This is a genomic window from Actinobacillus suis ATCC 33415, assembly GCF_000739435.1.
GTDB lineage: Bacteria > Pseudomonadota > Gammaproteobacteria > Enterobacterales > Pasteurellaceae > Actinobacillus > Actinobacillus suis.
This window is the reverse complement of record NZ_CP009159.1, coordinates 189,472-207,909: the sequence shown is the minus strand read 5'-3', so window position 1 is coordinate 207,909 and position 18,438 is coordinate 189,472. Positions and strand designations below refer to the sequence as shown.

The following is an 18,438-nucleotide window of genomic DNA, read 5'->3' as shown; positions in this document are numbered from 1 at the left end:
GACAATATGAGATTGTCCATTATCAATTTCAATTATCCATTTCTAATTAAGCTTATAAGCCCATTTGCTTTTCACGGATTTCTGCAAGCGTTTTACAGTCAATACACATATCTGCCGTCGGGCGAGCTTCTAAACGACGTAGACCAATTTCTACCCCACAAGTTTCGCAATAGCCGTATTCATCTTCGGCAATGCTATTTAGCGTTTGCTCAATTTTTTTAAGCAATTTACGCTCACGGTCACGATTTCTTAATTCAAGACTGAATTCTTCTTCCTGTGTTGCGCGGTCTGCTGGATCGGCAAAATTTGCAACTTCTTCTTGCATTTGGCTTTTGGTGCGCTCAGCTTCTTCCATAATTTGAACATGCCACGCACGAAGAATTTTACGAAAATGCTCTTTTTGCGCATCGCTCATGTATTCTTCGTCTTTTTTAGGTTGGTAAGGTGTAACGCCTGCTAGAGCTAATAAACCTAATGAAGTGGTACCTGCCACTTGAGCCATAATTTCACTCCTTGTTGGATAGTGTTGCCCCTGTTTAGAATAAATTGATATAAAAAATTTTAGGGGATAATTCAAAAGGGCGTATAAATAACAAATGTAATCCCTTTTGGCAATCAGATTTTGCAAAAATTTTTGTAATTTTTACCGCTTAGCAGACAATAAAAACGGCTAAAGATTCCATTAGCCGTTAAAATAACCTAATTATTTCAATTACCAGCTCTGTTGCCAGCTTGCGATCCATTGTCTCACTGTCTCAGGAGACGGCTGTATAAAAGCTAGTTGTTTATATTCAGGTAACGCTTTAAATGCGGGATCTGCTTCTGTACTTATCACCGGTTTCATCACATTATGATAAGAAATCACATTTTGCGCTTGAGCTTGATGTAAAAATTGCAAAAATTGTTTGGCTAATGCTTTTTGCTTACTCACTTTGGTAATCGCAGCAACTTCCGTTTGAACCAAATGGCCTTCTTCAAATTGCGCAGCGACATACTTGTCAGTTTTTTCATGCCATTGATGATAAAGCGGTGAAGTCGCATAACTTAGTACCAAATCGGACTCGCCTTTCAAAAAAGCACCGTAAGTTTCAGACCAACCTTTGCCTACAGTTACCGTATGTTTAGCTAACGTTTGCCAAGCTTCTTCCGCTTTATCACCGTATACGCTGTTTAGCCAAAATAATAAACCTCGACCGACCGTACTGGTACGAGGGTCTTGATAAATCACTTTTAAATCTTGGCGTTCGACTAATTCTTTTAATGATTTCGGCGGCTGCGCTAATTTCTCTTTATCATAGATAAAAGCATATTCACTGTAATCATACGGGAAAAACACTTTATTTTGCCAAGGGAAATCGTTAACCGTTAATTCATGCTCAGTGAAGAAACCTGACTTTTGCGCTTCTTCCATCGTAAAATTATCCAGTCCGAGCATCACATCCGCTTTAGTTTTTTTGCCCTCTAAACGAATTCGATTAAACATCGTAATACCGTCTTCAAAGGGTAAAAATCTCACGTCACACTGACATTGTTTTTCAAATAATGCTTCAAGTTTTGGCGCTGGCCCCCACTTTGAAGTGAAAGAATCATAAGTATAAACCGTCAATACAGGTGTTTGCGCCATAGCATGTGCTGCAAAACACCAAGCAGATAATGCCAAAAGTTTTTTCATTGTCATCTATTCCTTCTAAAAATAAACTAGAAGGATTTGAGTAGAACCAGCTGCCTTCCATACGCTGATTAAATGCTTTTATAAGCCTAATTTGGTAAGTATAGCAAATGTCTCAAATCCCTACGCTGATACTAATCAGATCAGGTTCTATGGGTAATTTCTCAGCTTTGTAAAGCACCCCAATGAGAACGCGGCAAATTGTAAGGCATGCGTAAATATAATGCAAATCCAAAAAGCAAACGTTTGCTTTTTGATTTTTTAAAAGATATACTACAGTCCTAGTGCCAAGAAAGGAACTAGATAGATTCATATGCAAAACCTTACAACATACTTAAACACTCATTTAGCCAAACATCATTTCATTATGGTGCTTGGCTCTTTTTTTGGCATTTCAACTCATTTATAGATCTCTTTTTTAGAGATCTTTTTTTTACCTAAAATTCAGCAAAATAAGTAGAGAGGAAAAGATTAACATGAGCCAATTAATTCGTACGCTCAAAAGCCATATTCGTGACGAAATTATTAAAAAAGGCGGTTGGGTGAATGCTCACGCCCATGCAGACCGAGCATTTACGATGACGCCGGAAAAAATTGCCATTTACCAAAATGCCAATCTACAACAAAAATGGGATTTAGTTGATGAAGTAAAACGCAATTCAACGGTTGATGATTACTACCGCCGTTTTTCACAAGCGATTGAATTAATGATTTCACAAGGGGTTACCGCATTCGGAACTTTTGTGGATATTGACGGCGTATGTGAAGATCGTGCAATTATTGCCGCTCACAAAGCACGTGAAGTGTATAAAAGCGATATTACCTTAAAATTTGCCAACCAAACCTTAAAAGGCGTAATTGAGCCAACTGCAAAAAAATGGTTTGATATAGGCTCTGAAATGGTAGATATGATTGGTGGCTTGCCATACCGTGACGAATTAGATTTCGGCAAAGGCTTAGAAGCAATGGATATTTTGCTGGATAAAGCCAAATCACTCGGCAAGATGTTGCATGTACACGTGGACCAATTTAATACCCCGAAAGAAAAAGAAACCGAACAATTATGCGATAAAGCAATCGAACACGGTATGCAAGGTCGAGTGGTGGCAATCCATGGTATTTCAATCGGTGCACATCCGAAAGAATATCGTAAAATGCTCTACCAAAAAATGCGTGACTCGCAAATGATGGTGATCGCTTGCCCAATGGCGTGGATTGATAGCGGTCGTAAAGAAGATTTACAGCCATTCCATAATGCACTAACACCGGCGGATGAATTAATTCCGGAAGGCATTACCGTTGCAATCGGTACAGATAATATTTGCGACTATATGGTGCCGTTATGTGAAGGTGATATGTGGCAAGAACTTAGCCTACTCTCTGCCGGCTGTCGCTTTACCAATTTAGAAGAAATGGCGAATATTGCCTCAATCAACGGTAGAAAAGTGTTAGGTTTACTTTAATTTCTAATTAATCGCTGATTTTTAATCTTCTTTAATCAGAACAAGCGGTCAAATTTGCAAAAAAATCTGTAAATTCGACCGCTTGTTTCTTTTCCTCTCTCCAATTTTCAGCAATTTTCCGCTATAATTTCAAAGATTTTGTCTCCGCAATTTATCACAGCGGAAAACCTATTTTATAAATCTTAAGGATATTTTTATGATGCGTTCTCATTATTGTGGTGTTTTAAACCGCTCGCACGTTGGTCAAACCGTAACATTAAGCGGTTGGGTTCACCGTGTGCGTAACCTAGGTCGTTTTATTTTTATGCAAATTCGAGACCGTGAAGGTATCGTGCAAGTTTTCTTTGACGAGAAAGACGAAGCGATTTTCAAAATTGCTTCAAGCCTACGTTCAGAAGCGTGCGTACAAATTCAAGGTGAAGTAATTGCCCGTGACGAATCGCAAATCAACAAAGAGATGGCGACCGGCGAAATCGAAGTGTTAGTGAAAAATGTGATTGTGTATAACAACTCGGAAGTTTTACCGCTCGATTTCAACCAAAACAACACAGAAGAACAACGTTTAAAATATCGCTATCTTGATTTACGTCGTCCGGAAATGGCAGAAAAACTCAAAACACGTGCGAAAATCACCAGTTTTGTACGCCGCTATATGGACGACAACGGCTTCCTTGATATCGAAACGCCAATGTTAACCAAAGCGACACCAGAAGGCGCACGTGACTATTTAGTGCCAAGCCGTGTACACAACGGTAAATTCTACGCTCTACCGCAATCACCGCAGCTTTTCAAACAGTTGCTAATGATGTCAGGTTTTGACCGTTATTACCAAATCGTAAAATGTTTCCGTGATGAAGATTTACGTGCTGATCGTCAGCCAGAATTTACCCAAATCGATGTGGAGACCTCATTTTTAACCGCTGAAGAAGTGCGTGAATTAATGGAAAATATGATTCACGGCTTATGGTTGGATCGCTTAAACGTAGATTTAGGCAAATTCCCAATCATGACATGGCAGGAAGCAATGCAACGTTTCGGTTCAGACAAACCGGATTTACGTAACCCATTAGAATTAGTGGACGTGGCAGACATTTTAAAAGACGTTGAGTTTAAAGTATTTAACGAGCCGGCAAATTCAGCAGACGGTCGTGTAACCGTGCTTCGTGTACCAAACGGTGCAACGCTTACTCGTAAACAAATTGATGAATATACTCAATTTGTCGGTATTTACGGTGCAAAAGGCTTAGCATGGGCGAAAATCAATGATGTGAATGCCGGTATGGAAGGCATCCAAAGCCCGGTAGCCAAATTCTTAAACGAAGAGGTTTTCAAAGCATTAATTGAGCGTACTAACGCAACTAGCGGCGATATCCTATTCTTCGGTGCGGATAAATGGCAAGTGGTTACCGACTCAATGGGCGCTTTACGTCTGAAAGTTGGTCGTGATTTAGCATTAACCGATCTTTCAGCGTGGAAACCGCTTTGGGTAATTGACTTCCCAATGTTTGAAAAAGACGATGAAGGCAACCTTTCTGCAATGCACCACCCGTTCACATCTCCGAAAGATTTAACGCCGGAAGAATTAGCGGCAAATCCGGTGAATGCAGTTGCGAATGCTTACGATATGGTTATCAACGGCTACGAAGTAGGCGGCGGTTCAGTACGTATTTACGATCCGAAAATGCAACAAACCGTGTTCAGCATTTTAGGTATCAACGAAGAAGAGCAACAAGAAAAATTCGGCTTCTTATTAGACGCATTAAAATTCGGTACACCACCGCACGCAGGTCTTGCATTTGGTTTAGACCGTTTAACCATGCTTATCACCGGTACGGAAAATATTCGTGATGTCATCGCATTCCCGAAAACCACCGCAGCAGCATGTTTAATGACCGAAGCACCAAGTTTTGCAAATCCGCAAGCGTTGGAAGAGTTGGGAATTGCAGTAAAGGAAGTAGCTAAATAAATGAAAAAGCCATTAACAATAATGCTTACGTCATGGCTAATGATGGGTACAGCTGTCTTATTGATAGTAAACCACTTATCTAGTTTATATGGCTCATTTACAATCCCTATTTTACAAGACAACATCTTCTATACTCTTTCAGATGTACTGTTTAATATCAGTAATGCATTCTTCCTTTTACTAGGAAGTATCGCTTTGTTAAAAAAGAAATATTGGGGAAAAATACTGTTATTGGCTTATCTCATTCCAATGGCTCTAAAAAATGGTGTAGGCGTAATTGCAGGAATCCATCACTTAGGCATGACTCCTGAGCTTATTATCCATTTTTCAGTATTTGCATTATTCAGCTTCGTTATTTTTTTATTATTCCGACCTAGTGTGAATAATTATCTAAATGAATTACAAAAATCCTAACTCCGTTTTAGTTGTGATTTATGCAGAAAATTCGGGTAGAGTCTTGATGCTGCAACGCCAAGACGATTCCGAATTTTGGCAGTCGGTAACAGGTTCGCTTGAACCGAACGAACAGCCGTTTGAAACGGCAATTCGTGAAGTGAAAGAAGAAGTTGGCATTGATATTTTAGCGGAAAAACTTACGCTAACGGATTGCAACGAGTCGGTAGAATTTGAGATTTTTCCGCATTTTCGGTATAAATACGCGCCTGATGTTACGCATTGCTCGGAACATTGGTTTTTACTTGCCTTAACGCAAGAACGACAACCGATATTAAGTGAACATTTAGCGTTTAAATGGGTGAGCGTCGAAGAAGCCATCCGGCTAACAAAATCACCGAATAATGCGGCGGCGATTGCAAAATATTTAAAGAAATAACCACTCTCTCTCCTCTTGTGGGAGAGAGACAGTCTGTGAAGCGTATAGCGAGCAGACAGAGAGAGGGGAAAACTAGCGGTCTAAATTCGTAAATTTCTTACAAAAACTAACCGCTTCCCCTCTCCCTGATTTCCGCCTCTAAACGAGGCTTCAATCTGTCCCTCTCCCACAAGGGGTGAGGGCAAATTTTCACAAATCAAATATAAAGGAAACAACAGAATGGCAGGTCATAGTAAGTGGGCTAACATTAAACACCGTAAAGCGGCACAAGATGCGCAACGCGGTAAGATCTTTACTAAATTAATTCGTGAATTGGTAACAGCTGCAAAATTAGGTGGCGGTGATGTTTCTGCAAACCCTCGTTTACGTTCTGCAGTAGATAAAGCGTTATCAAACAATATGACTCGTGACACGATCAACCGTGCAATCGAGCGTGGTGTAGGCGGTGGCGATGACACCAATATGGAAACAAAAATCTATGAAGGTTACGGCCCGGGCGGTACCGCGGTGATGGTTGAATGTTTAAGTGATAACGCTAACCGTACCATTTCACAAGTTCGTCCAAGCTTCACTAAATGTGGCGGTAACTTAGGCACAGAAGGTTCTGTTGGTTACTTATTCAGCAAAAAAGGTTTAATTTTAATTGCTTCAGGCGATGAAGACTCTTTAACTGAAGCAGCTATCGAAGCGGGTGCAGACGATATTCAACCGCAAGAAGACGGTTCATTCGAAATCTATACCGCTTGGGAAGATTTAGGTGATGTACGTGATGGTATCGAAAAAGCCGGTTTCAAAATTGAAAATGCAGAAGTTACGATGATTCCATCAACCACCGTTGAACTAGATGCAGAAACTGCACCGAAATTACTTGATTTGATTAACCGTCTCGAAGATTGTGATGATGTACAAAACGTATATCACAACGGTGAAATCAGTGACGAAGTTGCTGCATTACTATAAATCATAATACATAAGCCAACCATTTAGGTTGGCTTCTTTTTTACTTAAATGGAACTAACTTCAATAAGTTGGCATCTAATGGATGCGTTTAAGACGTGTATTTATCCCTAACATAAGGAATATAAAATGAAATCAATAAAATTTATTTCAGCGTTATCTTTAGCGACTCTTTTAGCGGCTTGCTCAACAGCAAGCGATGTGGCTTCAACTGTAAGCGAAGGCGTATCAAATGCGGCTTCAGCGACAACAAATGCAGTAAAAGAAGGTGCAACAGCCGTATCTAACGGCGTTTCAAACACAGTAAATACGGTAAAAAATAAATTAACTGCGTCTTCTAAAACCGTAGTTTATCAATGCCAAAACAGCAAAACTGTAGTAGCAACCTATGATTTTGAAGGTGAAAAAGCTACCGGCTTAACTTTAACTGTAAATGATGTGGCAGTAAAAGAGTTAATGCGTGATGAGAAAAATAAAGACTTCGCATCATTCGTATCAAAAACACATGTATGGAACCTAGATGAAACGTTCGCACTTTCGACATTTAATAAAACCGAAGCGGGAATGTTATTCAAAAAAGGTAAAAATGCAGATGAAATCCTTGCAAAAAACTGCGAAGTTAATCAAACTGCAACCGCAAAATTAAATAAATAACAGATTGATTCGTTTAGATAAGCGGGCGGATTTGTAAAATTTTTTGCAAATCTGCCCGCTTGTTTTCATTCATTGGATAAACTATGCCGATTATTTTAGGAATTGACCCCGGTTCGCGGGTTACCGGTTATGGTGTGATTCGTCAAACCGGACGCCATTTAGAATATTTAGGAAGCGGCGCAATTCGCACTTCCGTTGATGATTTACCGACTCGCTTAAAACGTATCTATGCCGGCGTGACAGAAATCATCACCCAATTCCAGCCAGATATGTTTGCGATTGAACAAGTGTTTATGGCAAAAAATGCCGATTCGGCACTCAAACTCGGGCAAGCTCGTGGTACGGCGATTGTTGCAGCGGTAAATCACGATTTACCTGTGTTTGAATATGCCGCCCGTTTAGTCAAACAAACCGTCACCGGCATTGGCTCGGCGGATAAAATCCAAGTACAAGATATGGTCACTCGCATGCTTCAACTTTCGTCCAAACCGCAAGCCGATGCTGCCGATGCCCTTGCGATTGCGATTACGCACGCTCACTCGATTCAACATTCGTTAGTGGTCGCAAAGCAAAGTAATCAGAAAGTCAGTAGTGATAAAGAACAAATTCTCGCCTTAATGAAAACCCGTTATAGTCGTGGACGATTCCGTCTAAAAGGCTAATTTGCAAAATTTTTGCTATTTTTGACCGCTTGTTAACCCCAATAAAAACAAAAGCCTCTCTTTTCAATGAAAGAGAGGCTTTGTATTCATTACATTAATCTTTATATAAAGTTAAATCAATTTCTTGATCGGCAAAATGGCTTAACTCAGGTTGATGAGTAATAAAGATCACAGAAGCATTTGGAAGCTGTTGCTTCATTAATTTAAACATCTGAGCTGCAGATTCCGCATCTAAACTGCTGGTAGCCTCATCTAAATAAATCACTGCCGGCTTATTCAGTAAGATACGAGCAAAAGCAATACGTTGCTGTTCCCCGCCTGAAAAAACATTATGCCAAGCATGAACTTCCGTTAGACGATTCTGCCATGCACTTAACCCTACCAGCTCTAAGACCGTATTAATTTCAATATCGCTATAACAATTTTTGTTCGGATAACTTAATACGTCCGCCAAAGTGCCTTCGTTTAAATAACTGCGTTGTGGCACAAGCAAACTTGGTTTATTCGGTTGCTTATACTCGCCCTCATAATAATCCCAAATACCGCTTAATACTCGCAATAAAGTCGATTTACCTAAACCGCTTTTACCCTTTAAGCGAATCCATTGGTTATGATCAATTGCCAGAGATAAATCACTAAACAAGCGGTTATTTTCCGGTGTGTAGATGGCAAGTTTTTGCGTATCCAAGGCTTTATCACTGATAGCGATTTCCGCTTTAACACGTTTTTCCAATTCATCCATTTCGTGCTTTAATTGGGTTAAACGTTTAATCGCCGAACTCCACTCAGGTAAGCGTGAATAAGCGAAAATAAACCAGCTAAACGCATTAATTACGACACTAAAAGCACTGCGGATTTGCATAATGCCACCAAAAGTAATCACTTTCATCACCAACAATGGAATAGAGAATACCACCGGTAATAAGTTCGAAACACGATCGTAGCCCACCGTGAATAACCCTAACTGTAACTCTTTAGTCATCAGGCTACGCCAGTTGGTGACGATAGCTTTAAACTCATTGGCAAGCGTGATTTTTTCAGCCTCTTCCCCTTGGTAAAGTGCAATCTGCTCTGCATTATCTTGCTTGCGAATTAAACTGGTACGGAAATTCGCTTCAAACATTTGTTGTTGATAATTTAAGCCATGTAACTTACGTCCGATTAAATGGGTAAACAGCGTACCGAATATTGAATACACTACCGCTACCCAGACCAAATAACCTTTCACCACAAAAGTATGCCCAAATAAGGTAAATTCAGGACTGCCGGATAAATTCCATAACACCATAAAGAAAGCATACAGCTGAATGATGTTGAAGATAAAAGAAATCGTTAATTCAATGGTTAACTCGATAAACAGACGAATATCTTCCGCAATCCGTTGATCCGGATTATCCATTTTTTTACGGTGTGCTAAACGATAATAAATCTGCTTAGAAAACCACTGATTTAAAAACTGTTCCGTCATTGCCTGACGCCAACGAATAATCAGCAATTTACGTAGCCAAGTACGGTAAACATTCGCCAAGACAAAAACGGCAACATAAATAAAATATTCACCTAACAGTGAATAAGCCTTTTCCACTTCAAGCCCGGCAAGCGTATCATAGAACACTTTTGACCACTCGGTGATTTTAACGTTGATATAAGTAAAACCAGAACCGATACCGATAATAACTATCGCCATCAACCATGCTTGCCAATTCGATCTGTTGACCCAATACGGCTGACATAATGCGTATAAATTTTTAAAAAATTGTGTCATGAAAATTCCTGAAAATTCCGAGAAAAACTAAAAAATAGGCGGAAACTATGCTCCGCCTATCATTTCTTCACACTATTTTTTCGGCGTCGTTACAAACAGCTTTTCACTATTCGGGTTATAAATATTTCCCGCCATTGCTTTCACTTTTTCTAAGCTGATTTCATCGGTAAGTTGTTGCATATCCGAGAGATATTGCGGATTACCGAACTGCTCATCGCTTAATATTAAACGTGAAAGCCATGTTCTTGGTTCATTCAAGCGACCTTTTTCCGCTTGTACGAACATTGCTTTAGCTTGTTGTACATCCTCTTCCGTAATTTGGTTTGCTAGATCGCTTAATACTAAGCGAGCTTGTTCCACCAATTTATCCGTTATTTCAGGGTTTGCCACAAAACTTAATTCCGATTCAACTCGCTGCGTTTCCGGGTTGAGCGTACTGTCGAAGCGTAAGCTATACACGCCAAGTTGTTGATCTCGTAGCGTATTCTTCAACTTAGTGGTTGCAATATTGCGTACCAGCGAAACTAACATTGCATCTTTACCCTGCCATTGATGCGGGGTAAAACTCCATAAACGGACATCGTCTTTCGGCTCTAGATTCATCGCAAATTCTGCTTGTGCTTTGCCGTCAACCGGTAAAGTTTGGGTCGAATTCAACCGCTTGTCACGAGGGAGATCCGCCAACAATTCAGCGACTAATTTCTTCACGTCCACTTCATTCATATCATTCATTAAATAGAATGTTGTCGGCGCACTCACCATTTTCGCCCATTGCTCATTCAACTCTTTTTCGGTTAGTTGCGCTAATGAAGCCTTATTCGGCAAGGTATCGTCCACTTTTTCAAGATTAAAGCGTAGTTTTGAGATCGCTTTTAAACGTTCGGTTTCATCGCTTTTCTCATTCTGTAAATCAATCGTTCTGGCAATAGATTCTTTGGTTTCATCTAAACCGTCTTTAACCTTAGTTTCCTTTTGGTAAGCATAATAGAGACGAAGTAGTTCCGCTAATTTGCTATTTTCTGCCGAACCGTCAAAACTTAATTTCGTTGCGGTTTGTTTAATCGACAGATTAATTTTATTGAGCTCTTTCCAACGTACCAGTTGCTCAATCTCCCAATCAAGCGGTGCATTTTGCTCAATTAATTGCGAAGCGATTTGGCTTTGCCAAATACCTAAACCTTGCGCTTTAAAACCGGCTGAACTTTGCGCCATAAATAAGGTGCGATCTTTAGCGAGAGGTGATTTGAGCCACACCACCTTATCACCATTTGAAAGCGTCCAATATTTTACTTGTTGCGCATCAAAGCTTTGCTCACTGATGATTGTGCCTTTACCAACAATAGTCTCTAATGACATTGGCACAATTTCTTTCTCTTTTTGCGGAGCGGGAATTTCTGACTTCTCTACTTGTGCTTGTAATTCATTCACGATTGCTTCCGTAATCGGGGCAATTTGTGTTTTACGAGGCGGTTGATAATTCACCAAGCGATCTTTCGCACTAAACCAATCTTGAATGCGTTGGTTTACTTCTTCTACCGAGATTTTTTTCAACATCGGTTCGGTTAAATTAGCAATTTCGGGTTGAGTCAAAAACGGTTTATCTACCAGTACCGTATCAACCATCACTTGCATCCATTTTTGGAAATCACGATTGCCGTCATGTTTTTTCGCATTTTCAATTTGCGCAAAGATCGGTGCTTTTTGCTTATCCAATTCTTCCTGAGAAAGTGGGAAACGCTTAATACGCTCAATCTCTTCGAAAATTTGTTTTAAACCAAGCTGATGTGCGGTCGGCTCAACGCTAGCAAAAATCGCAAGTGCAACACTGTTTCTACCAATATCCGATTTACGAGGAACCACTGCTGATACCCCTTTCGGCAATACATCCGCTTGATTACGTAAACGTTGAATTAACGAAGAAAGCGCAAGGCGATCTAATAGGCGTTGATAACGGCCGTCTTCCGTCTGAGCTCGGCTCTTACTTTCGTCAAAACGGAAAATATACGCAATTTGGCTTACCCCACTACGAGGGTCTTGAATTTTGTTAATTAATAAACGCTCTTTTAAAGTCGGCTCAAGGTAATCACGCTTAGGTAACGCTTTCGCTTTTACCTCGCCAAAATAACGCTGAATCTCCGCTTTGGCTTTTTCCGGCTCAACATCGCCTACCACCAATAAGTTCATATTATTTGGCACATACCAGGTTTGGTAGAACCGCTGTAACTGCGTTGCCGGCATTGATTGAATACTTTTTTGTGTACCAATCACGCGATGACGAGCATAGCGAGAATCCACTCTCACCGCAGCAGTGCGTTGTTCATTCATTGTTGCGCCAACACCTAAACCTTGGCGCCATTCTTCCATAATGATTTTGCGCTCATCATCCAGATCTTCTTGGGTTAAATTGGCGTGAAACACCATTTGGGATAACGCATCAAAACTTTGATCTAATCCTGAAGTTGCAGGAGGCGTTAATAAATAGGTTGTACTGTCAGTGGTTGTCACCGCATTATAGTTTTTGGCACGTACCCATTTTTGCTCATGTAAATAAGGCATTAAGCCGTTTGGATGTGCATGGGTTCCTCTAAACACTAAATGTTCCACCATATGCGCCACACCGGCTTGATCATCATTTTCATCCACGCCGCCCGCATTGACACGTAAGCGAATTTCCAAATGCCCTTTTTCGTCATGCAAAGGGAGAATTGTATATTTCAAACCGTTTTCTAATTGACCTTGAATTGGTTCACTTTTTTCTGCATAGCTTGCGCTCGATACCATCAAGAGGGTGAGCGCTGTTAAAATTACACGCATTTTTTTAGCCTTTTAAAAATGAAAAATCCTCTCGCTTAGAAAGCAAGAGAGAGAATAGGTTTCAAGCGGTCAAATTTTAACAAAAATTTGCAAAATTTTCTGAAAATTTAACCGCTTACTCTACTACCAATTGTAGCTTACCCCAGCCCAGAAGTTACGGCCTTGCTTATAAACTGCGCTTTTCTTACTCGATTTCGATAAAGATTTACGATTTAGCACATTATTTACATCAAGAGTAAATTCAAGGAATTGCGTTTGTGTGAGTGGCTGTTTATAGATAAAACGCCAATCAACATTAAATTCATTTCCCATTTCTAGATCTTCATAAATGTCTGCATTACCGACATAATCACCACAAATAGCTCGATTTTCGCCTTCTGTATATTGTCCATTACAGAGGAAAGTTGTATCTACCGTGCGTGTTTTACGCCCTTTAGTAAAGCTAAAACGTTGATTCCAATTCAGATTAAGTGTTGGAAATTCGGTATTAACATTCAGGAACGCACTCCACGGTGTATTAAAGTCATTTGGTGGTAAATCATCTGCATCAATCAATTTGCCATTGTAAATGGCTTTCGTTTTTAAGCTCACATCATTATTGTAAGTTTTATTACTTGATTTACTACGGCTAACTCGAACACCTAGATCCCAATGAAGTTTTGCATATCGCCATTCATAGCCTTTAACTGGGGCAACGCTTAATGTGAAAGTATCATTTTCACTTCTGCCGTTATTATTCATTACACGATACATCGCACCTGAGAAATAACGATTTGCACTAGCAAATTGGTTTTTACTTTGGCGATTAACCCATTTGAATGTCCAACGAGTATCCCAAACTCGTTGCGCTAAACCTAACACTTTTTCATCACTGTAAGGTGTTTTGAGTTTGCGTGGTTGTAAATAGCGGTTTGGCGCTGTGCTTTGGCTATCCAACGTCCAGTCGTTCACCGAACCGTCATCGTTAAACTCTCTTACTTCTTTCTCGGCGGTTTCCAAGCCCTGTCTTAAACGAGATGAAAGCAATGAGCCGTTATAATAACGGTTTGCCCCAGCAAAAATGATCGTGTTTTGATCGGCAAATAGATCATAAGAACCCGATAAACGATAATCGATATTGGTATTATCTAAAAAGCGGTTATAACTTAAGCGAGAACCCAGAGAGAGCTCTAATTGCTTCCATTTGAGCTGATCTTGCAGATAAAGTGCGAAATCATCATCTCTTACCTTTACCGTATGCTGATTATAATTTAAACGTTGGTATGCAAACTGATCACCCTCAAGACAAGCCTCAGCACCATTACAAATCACATTCGGAGCTTTGCGATAATAGTAAGAATGGTAGCTAGTATCCCGACCTGATTTGGCTTTAGCGATTTCAGTAATCCAACCAAAACTTAATTTATGTTCCATTCCTGCAAAATCGAACGCATTACCTTCATAATCTTGCTTGAACGTATAAATTTCTTTTTCTAATGACCGTTCACCATAGCCACCGTATTGTGAATAGGTACCATTACTTGTCCAGTAGAAATTATCGGATGACATATAACGGTGGTAATCATTCACATCATATTCTGTGCGATTACCCGTCTTCTTATAGCCGATATAGGATTTCACTTTCGCCCAATCTAACGTTTTTTCCCATTCGAGGTTAGCTTGTACACCGCCACCGATATTTTCAAATGCGCCATTTTCCGTGTTAGATTTAAACTGCTTCGCATAATTCGGCGAATACATCACAGTTGCACGCCATAAATCGCCATTTTCAGGCAAATAAACCGCACGCAAAATATAGTTTTCATTAATACGGGATTGTTTTTTCTCAATCGGCGTATTCGGGCTTGCTAGATAACGCATATTCGCATGCGCATTTTTCATTATGGATTGCAAACGATCATAAGAGAACATAATGGAAAAATTATCGCTTAGCTTTTCACTAGCATTTAAACCAAATTGATGCTTAACAAAACGTGGCTGATAATCTAAACGAGCTGCTCGTTCAAAGGCATCTTCCTGACCTTCTTGAATATAAAATTTAGTCCAATCATCACGAGTAGTACGGTAATAAATTTTACCCGAGCGTCTTTCAAAATTCGGATCTTTTAACTTAGCGTCAATCACACCACCAGTAAAATTACCGTATTTCGCTGAAACGTTGCTGTCAAAAACTTCAAGCGATTCTAATAAACTCGAATCAATCCACATTGATTGAGAAGAACCATTCGGTAAATCGTAAGGATTTGCGCCGACCGCTTCGCCGTTACGCATTTGGTTGCCGATTGGGTTCATATTATCGTTGTTCGACATTCCGTCCAAAATGAAGTTATTGTTGTAATATTTTTCGCCGTGGAAAGAAACTTCATTCGGGCGGATCTCACCAGCGTTGGTAGATAAGTCTGCCTCATTTGAAAAGCGGACATTCGGGTTCGATTTAAGTAAATCGGTAATCCCACCGTTTTTTGAGACTTGGCGTTTAATTTGTTCAGCGGTAATTTTTTGTGTACCGACTTGCTGACTGAATGATTGCCCAACGACAACCACCTCTTCTAACTCAGCGGTTTCTTCAGCATAGGCTGCATTAGTTAATGCCAGCAAGATACTGGAATACAATAAGGAATGTGAAAAATGTTTCATCATGTGTTCTCTAAAAAAAGCCAAAATTCGTGATTATTTTTTTCCTGCAAAAGCACCTTGTGCTGAAGAAGCTTTTTCTGTGCTATTTGTTTCAAAAGTACCGATCACTTCCTCTGCATTTTTACCTACGAATACGCCTTTATAAGTACCTTCGGCATTGCTTGCGATCGCACCGAATTTTGCTGAGCCACTAAAGCCCACTACTCCATTATCAACACTGATCTTTCCTTCATTTAACGCTACATTTTCTGTTACTTTTTCTATCCCCTTCGAATTAATCGTTTTTTGGAAAACCGAACCACTTACTTTGTCATTTTCCACTTTTAAGGTGAAATCTCGCGTCATTACCGCCGGCACATTTTTTGCACTATAAGACGCTTTACCCGTATAAGTTGCATTTACGACTGCAGCACGATCTGTGGTTAAATCGCTCTCCTTCGCTAATACAATAAAAGCATTACTCGGCTGTGGATTTTCATTATTATAGGTTTCACGAATAACCGCATAACTTGAATAAGCTTGATTGTAATTAACTACGACACTGCCTCTTGCTACCTCTTTATGGCAAGTTGAGGTTTTTGCATTACTACAAGAGGCTGGCGCATTTGAGCCTTGTTTTTGTAATTTTGCTAATAATGCTTCTCGTGCCTCGCTATTACCATAATCATGCACAATCGAATCGAGGTTGTTATAAGATATTGCAGTGGTAATCGCTTTATTTGTCGCTATTTGCTTTTCTTGTGCTATTTTTTTCGTCTGCTCTTCAGCTTTTGCCACCTCTTTTTGAGTTAAATCAGCAAGCACTGATTGAATTTGATTAAAGGTGTTAGTTGCCTCTAATAACACGCTATTTGCTTGATTCGCAATGTTCATTACATTATTCGCTTCATCTACAGCGGTAGATAATTGTGCACTTGCACTTGATACTCGTGAAGCAGCATTTTTCGCTTCATCTTTAGCATTTTCGGCTGCCAATTTCGCTTTTTCTAATAAGCTACTAGCATCTTTTAATGTTTGTTGTACATCTGATGTCGAATTAGCCGCTTGTGCTTTAACTAAAGCTAATTGCAGAGCATCCAATGCTTGTTTTACCTCGTCAAGGTGTTCTTGAGCTTGTAATTTATCTTCTAATAAATGTTGTACCGCGACTTGGCTTAAGCGAGTGCTTTGATCAATTCCGGGCTGATCACTTCCCCCAGATGAACACGCTGTTACCCCGATAGACAATAAAATTGTTGCTGCCGTATTTAATACTTGTTTATTTAAAATATTTTTCATTGAAAGTCCTTATATAAAACAAAGTTGTTAATTAAAAAGTTTTTTCCAGTATTATGTTGATACTTTTATCCGAGTAAGAATAAAGGCTTACAAAATTGCTACGTTGTTTTTTCCAGTGATAATTAAGCTTTGGAGTAATCCCCCATAAGTGCCAATCTCGTTTCCAAACGGTTGCATTGATATGATAGATTCGGTCTTCACGCTGTTTATCGAAATGAAAAGCCGAACCGAGCGAAAGATTATCCTTATACTCTCGCTTAGAAGCAGAAAAACTTAAACGAGAAGAAATTCCCCCATACCATTCTTGCCCCCAACCAATACGGGCTGTTTTTAAGTCATAGCTGTAATGACGAACTTTAGTGCGTTCTTGAGCGTAATCCGCTCCTAAATAAAAATAAGTACGAGGACTAGCACGCCATAACATCGTTAATGAAGCTAACTTACTCTTACCGTTTAAACTTAAGCTATTTGAATAGAAATTCCGAGCATACTCTGCGGCCGTTGAAAATTGCCAATTTGAATTTAACCAACGATTAAATTCTATTCTGCCACCATTACTGCGCTTGTATCGATGACCGCCATACCATTGCTGTTCATAAAACGGCAAAATCGCAAAGCGTTGCTGTGAGCCTTTATGTACATAGCCTAACGATAGGCGATTGGTAATATCGTCATAATCATGCTGATCCCAGTAATTTTTACCGTATAAACTATTATCGATACGTAAATAATGAGCATTCCATAAATTGATATCGCGCTCTAAACCAAAGTAATAGCTGATGCCTTGTGCTTTTTGTGGCAACATACTTTCGCCTTTTATAAAAGCGGTATTTTCAATATATCGTTCGCTTGAAACATGATTTACATTGTCTTCACGTAAATAATTAGCACTCAACGAAACTTGCCATACATTGCGCTGTTCCAATGCCTGCAAATAAAGATGAATTAATTGTTCAATATCAGCAGGGAGCTGTGGTTCACTCAATGATTTTTCAAACTGCTCTTTAGCTGCCTTATCCTGTTGAGACAGGAACAATACAATTGCAAGTTGTATGCGGACAGGAGTAAGCCTTGGTTTAATCGCTAATATTTCACGATATAATTTAGCCGCCTCGGCATATTGTTGCTGGATTTTAGCAATCTGAGCTTGTGCAAAAAGAATTAAAATAGGATCAGAATTCTGGAATTGACGATAAATCGCCAATAAATATTTAATTGAAGAAAGGTGACCTGTTTCGATTGCATTATTCAGAAATTGCTCAACAAACAATTTATTATTTAATAAATCTTGTTCAGATTGTTGAATATTTTCAATCGAATTTATGGTTAATTCAGGTAATTTTGGGGTTTCCTTAAGTAACTTAGCAATTTCCACATTCTTTTCAGGTGTATTAATTTGTTGCTCCGCATAAGCGATATTAAATTGAAGCAAATAGAATAAGCCAGCACATAAAAACGCTAATTTTTTAAACATAGATTAAAATCATTAAACGCATCATTCTGCGTTTAAATTTACATTACAATGGAAACCTTACAATTTTTTGATACTAGCAATTTTGCCATATCTATTCAATAAGAATTATTATTAAATGCATTTAAATTTGATCCTATTATACAATCGGTATAATTCACAACCAAAATATACACATAAAAAATAAAAGGCTTATTATTTTTTATTGATTAAAGACTATTCATCTCATCTTGGATATAAATAAAAAAGCGGTCTAATTTGCAAATTTTT

Annotated in this window: 14 protein-coding genes and 1 riboswitch; of the genes, 7 read left to right on the top strand and 7 right to left on the bottom strand. The window is 39.3% G+C overall.

The annotated features are described in order from the left end of the window. Positions 1 to 52: 52 nt before the first annotated feature. Positions 53 to 502 (bottom strand): RNA polymerase-binding protein DksA, encoded by a 450-nt coding sequence (gene dksA / locus ASU1_RS01035; RefSeq protein ID WP_005624430.1) that lies wholly within the window; start codon positions 500 to 502, stop codon positions 53 to 55. Between the two features lie 210 nt (positions 503 to 712). Next, the gene (thiB, locus tag ASU1_RS01030; RefSeq protein ID WP_014991011.1) at positions 713 to 1,672 is read right to left on the bottom strand and encodes a thiamine ABC transporter substrate binding subunit; all 960 of its coding nucleotides are present in this window, start codon (positions 1,670 to 1,672) and stop codon (positions 713 to 715) included. A 99-nt stretch (positions 1,673 to 1,771) separates the two neighbouring features. Then, positions 1,772 to 1,864: riboswitch (TPP riboswitch) on the bottom strand. A 281-nt stretch (positions 1,865 to 2,145) separates the two neighbouring features. On the opposite strand from thiB, the gene ASU1_RS01025 reads away from it, so the two are divergent. From ASU1_RS01025 to ruvC, 7 genes are all read left to right on the top strand, one after another. Beyond that, complete coding sequence (locus ASU1_RS01025) at positions 2,146 to 3,132, top strand: amidohydrolase family protein (protein ID WP_005624433.1); 987 nt, start codon at positions 2,146 to 2,148, stop codon at positions 3,130 to 3,132. 196 nt (positions 3,133 to 3,328) lie between these two features. Beyond that, a complete protein-coding gene (gene aspS / locus ASU1_RS01020; RefSeq protein ID WP_039194847.1) occupies positions 3,329 to 5,098 on the top strand; it encodes an aspartate--tRNA ligase in 1,770 nt (589 codons plus the stop codon). Beyond that, the gene (locus tag ASU1_RS01015) at positions 5,099 to 5,512 is read left to right on the top strand and encodes a hypothetical protein (RefSeq protein WP_014991009.1); all 414 of its coding nucleotides are present in this window, start codon (positions 5,099 to 5,101) and stop codon (positions 5,510 to 5,512) included. Continuing rightward, positions 5,493 to 5,930, top strand: coding sequence for a dihydroneopterin triphosphate diphosphatase (nudB, locus tag ASU1_RS01010; protein ID WP_014991008.1), 438 nt, complete (start codon positions 5,493 to 5,495; stop codon positions 5,928 to 5,930). The genes ASU1_RS01015 and nudB overlap by 20 nt, the downstream gene beginning before the upstream one ends. A 219-nt stretch (positions 5,931 to 6,149) precedes the next feature. Continuing rightward, entirely contained in the window at positions 6,150 to 6,890 is a 741-nt protein-coding gene (locus ASU1_RS01005; RefSeq protein ID WP_014991007.1) for a YebC/PmpR family DNA-binding transcriptional regulator, read from the top strand. A 126-nt stretch (positions 6,891 to 7,016) separates the two neighbouring features. Continuing rightward, positions 7,017 to 7,541 (top strand): hypothetical protein, encoded by a 525-nt coding sequence (locus ASU1_RS01000; protein WP_014991006.1) that lies wholly within the window; start codon positions 7,017 to 7,019, stop codon positions 7,539 to 7,541. Positions 7,542 to 7,624: 83 nt separating this feature from the next. After that, positions 7,625 to 8,203, top strand: a complete 579-nt coding sequence (gene ruvC / locus ASU1_RS00995) for a crossover junction endodeoxyribonuclease RuvC (RefSeq protein ID WP_014991005.1) — start codon at positions 7,625 to 7,627, stop codon at positions 8,201 to 8,203. Positions 8,204 to 8,297: 94 nt separating this feature from the next. Here ruvC and ASU1_RS00990 read toward each other — a convergent pair whose 3' ends face one another. From ASU1_RS00990 to ASU1_RS00970, 5 genes are all read right to left on the bottom strand, one after another. After that, positions 8,298 to 9,968: an ABC transporter ATP-binding protein/permease gene (locus ASU1_RS00990; protein WP_014991004.1), complete on the bottom strand. Its 1,671-nt coding sequence runs from the start codon at positions 9,966 to 9,968 to the stop codon at positions 8,298 to 8,300. A 72-nt stretch (positions 9,969 to 10,040) separates the two neighbouring features. Beyond that, complete coding sequence (locus ASU1_RS00985) at positions 10,041 to 12,782, bottom strand: M16 family metallopeptidase (protein WP_014991003.1); 2,742 nt, start codon at positions 12,780 to 12,782, stop codon at positions 10,041 to 10,043. A gap of 123 nt (positions 12,783 to 12,905) precedes the next feature. Next, complete coding sequence (locus ASU1_RS00980; protein ID WP_231951977.1) at positions 12,906 to 15,422, bottom strand: TonB-dependent receptor plug domain-containing protein; 2,517 nt, start codon at positions 15,420 to 15,422, stop codon at positions 12,906 to 12,908. Positions 15,423 to 15,452: 30 nt separating this feature from the next. Continuing rightward, entirely contained in the window at positions 15,453 to 16,697 is a 1,245-nt protein-coding gene (locus tag ASU1_RS00975) for a transferrin-binding protein-like solute binding protein (protein WP_014991001.1), read from the bottom strand. Between the two features lie 31 nt (positions 16,698 to 16,728). Then, the gene (locus ASU1_RS00970; RefSeq protein ID WP_014991000.1) at positions 16,729 to 18,171 is read right to left on the bottom strand and encodes a surface lipoprotein assembly modifier; all 1,443 of its coding nucleotides are present in this window, start codon (positions 18,169 to 18,171) and stop codon (positions 16,729 to 16,731) included. Positions 18,172 to 18,438: the final 267 nt, after the last annotated feature.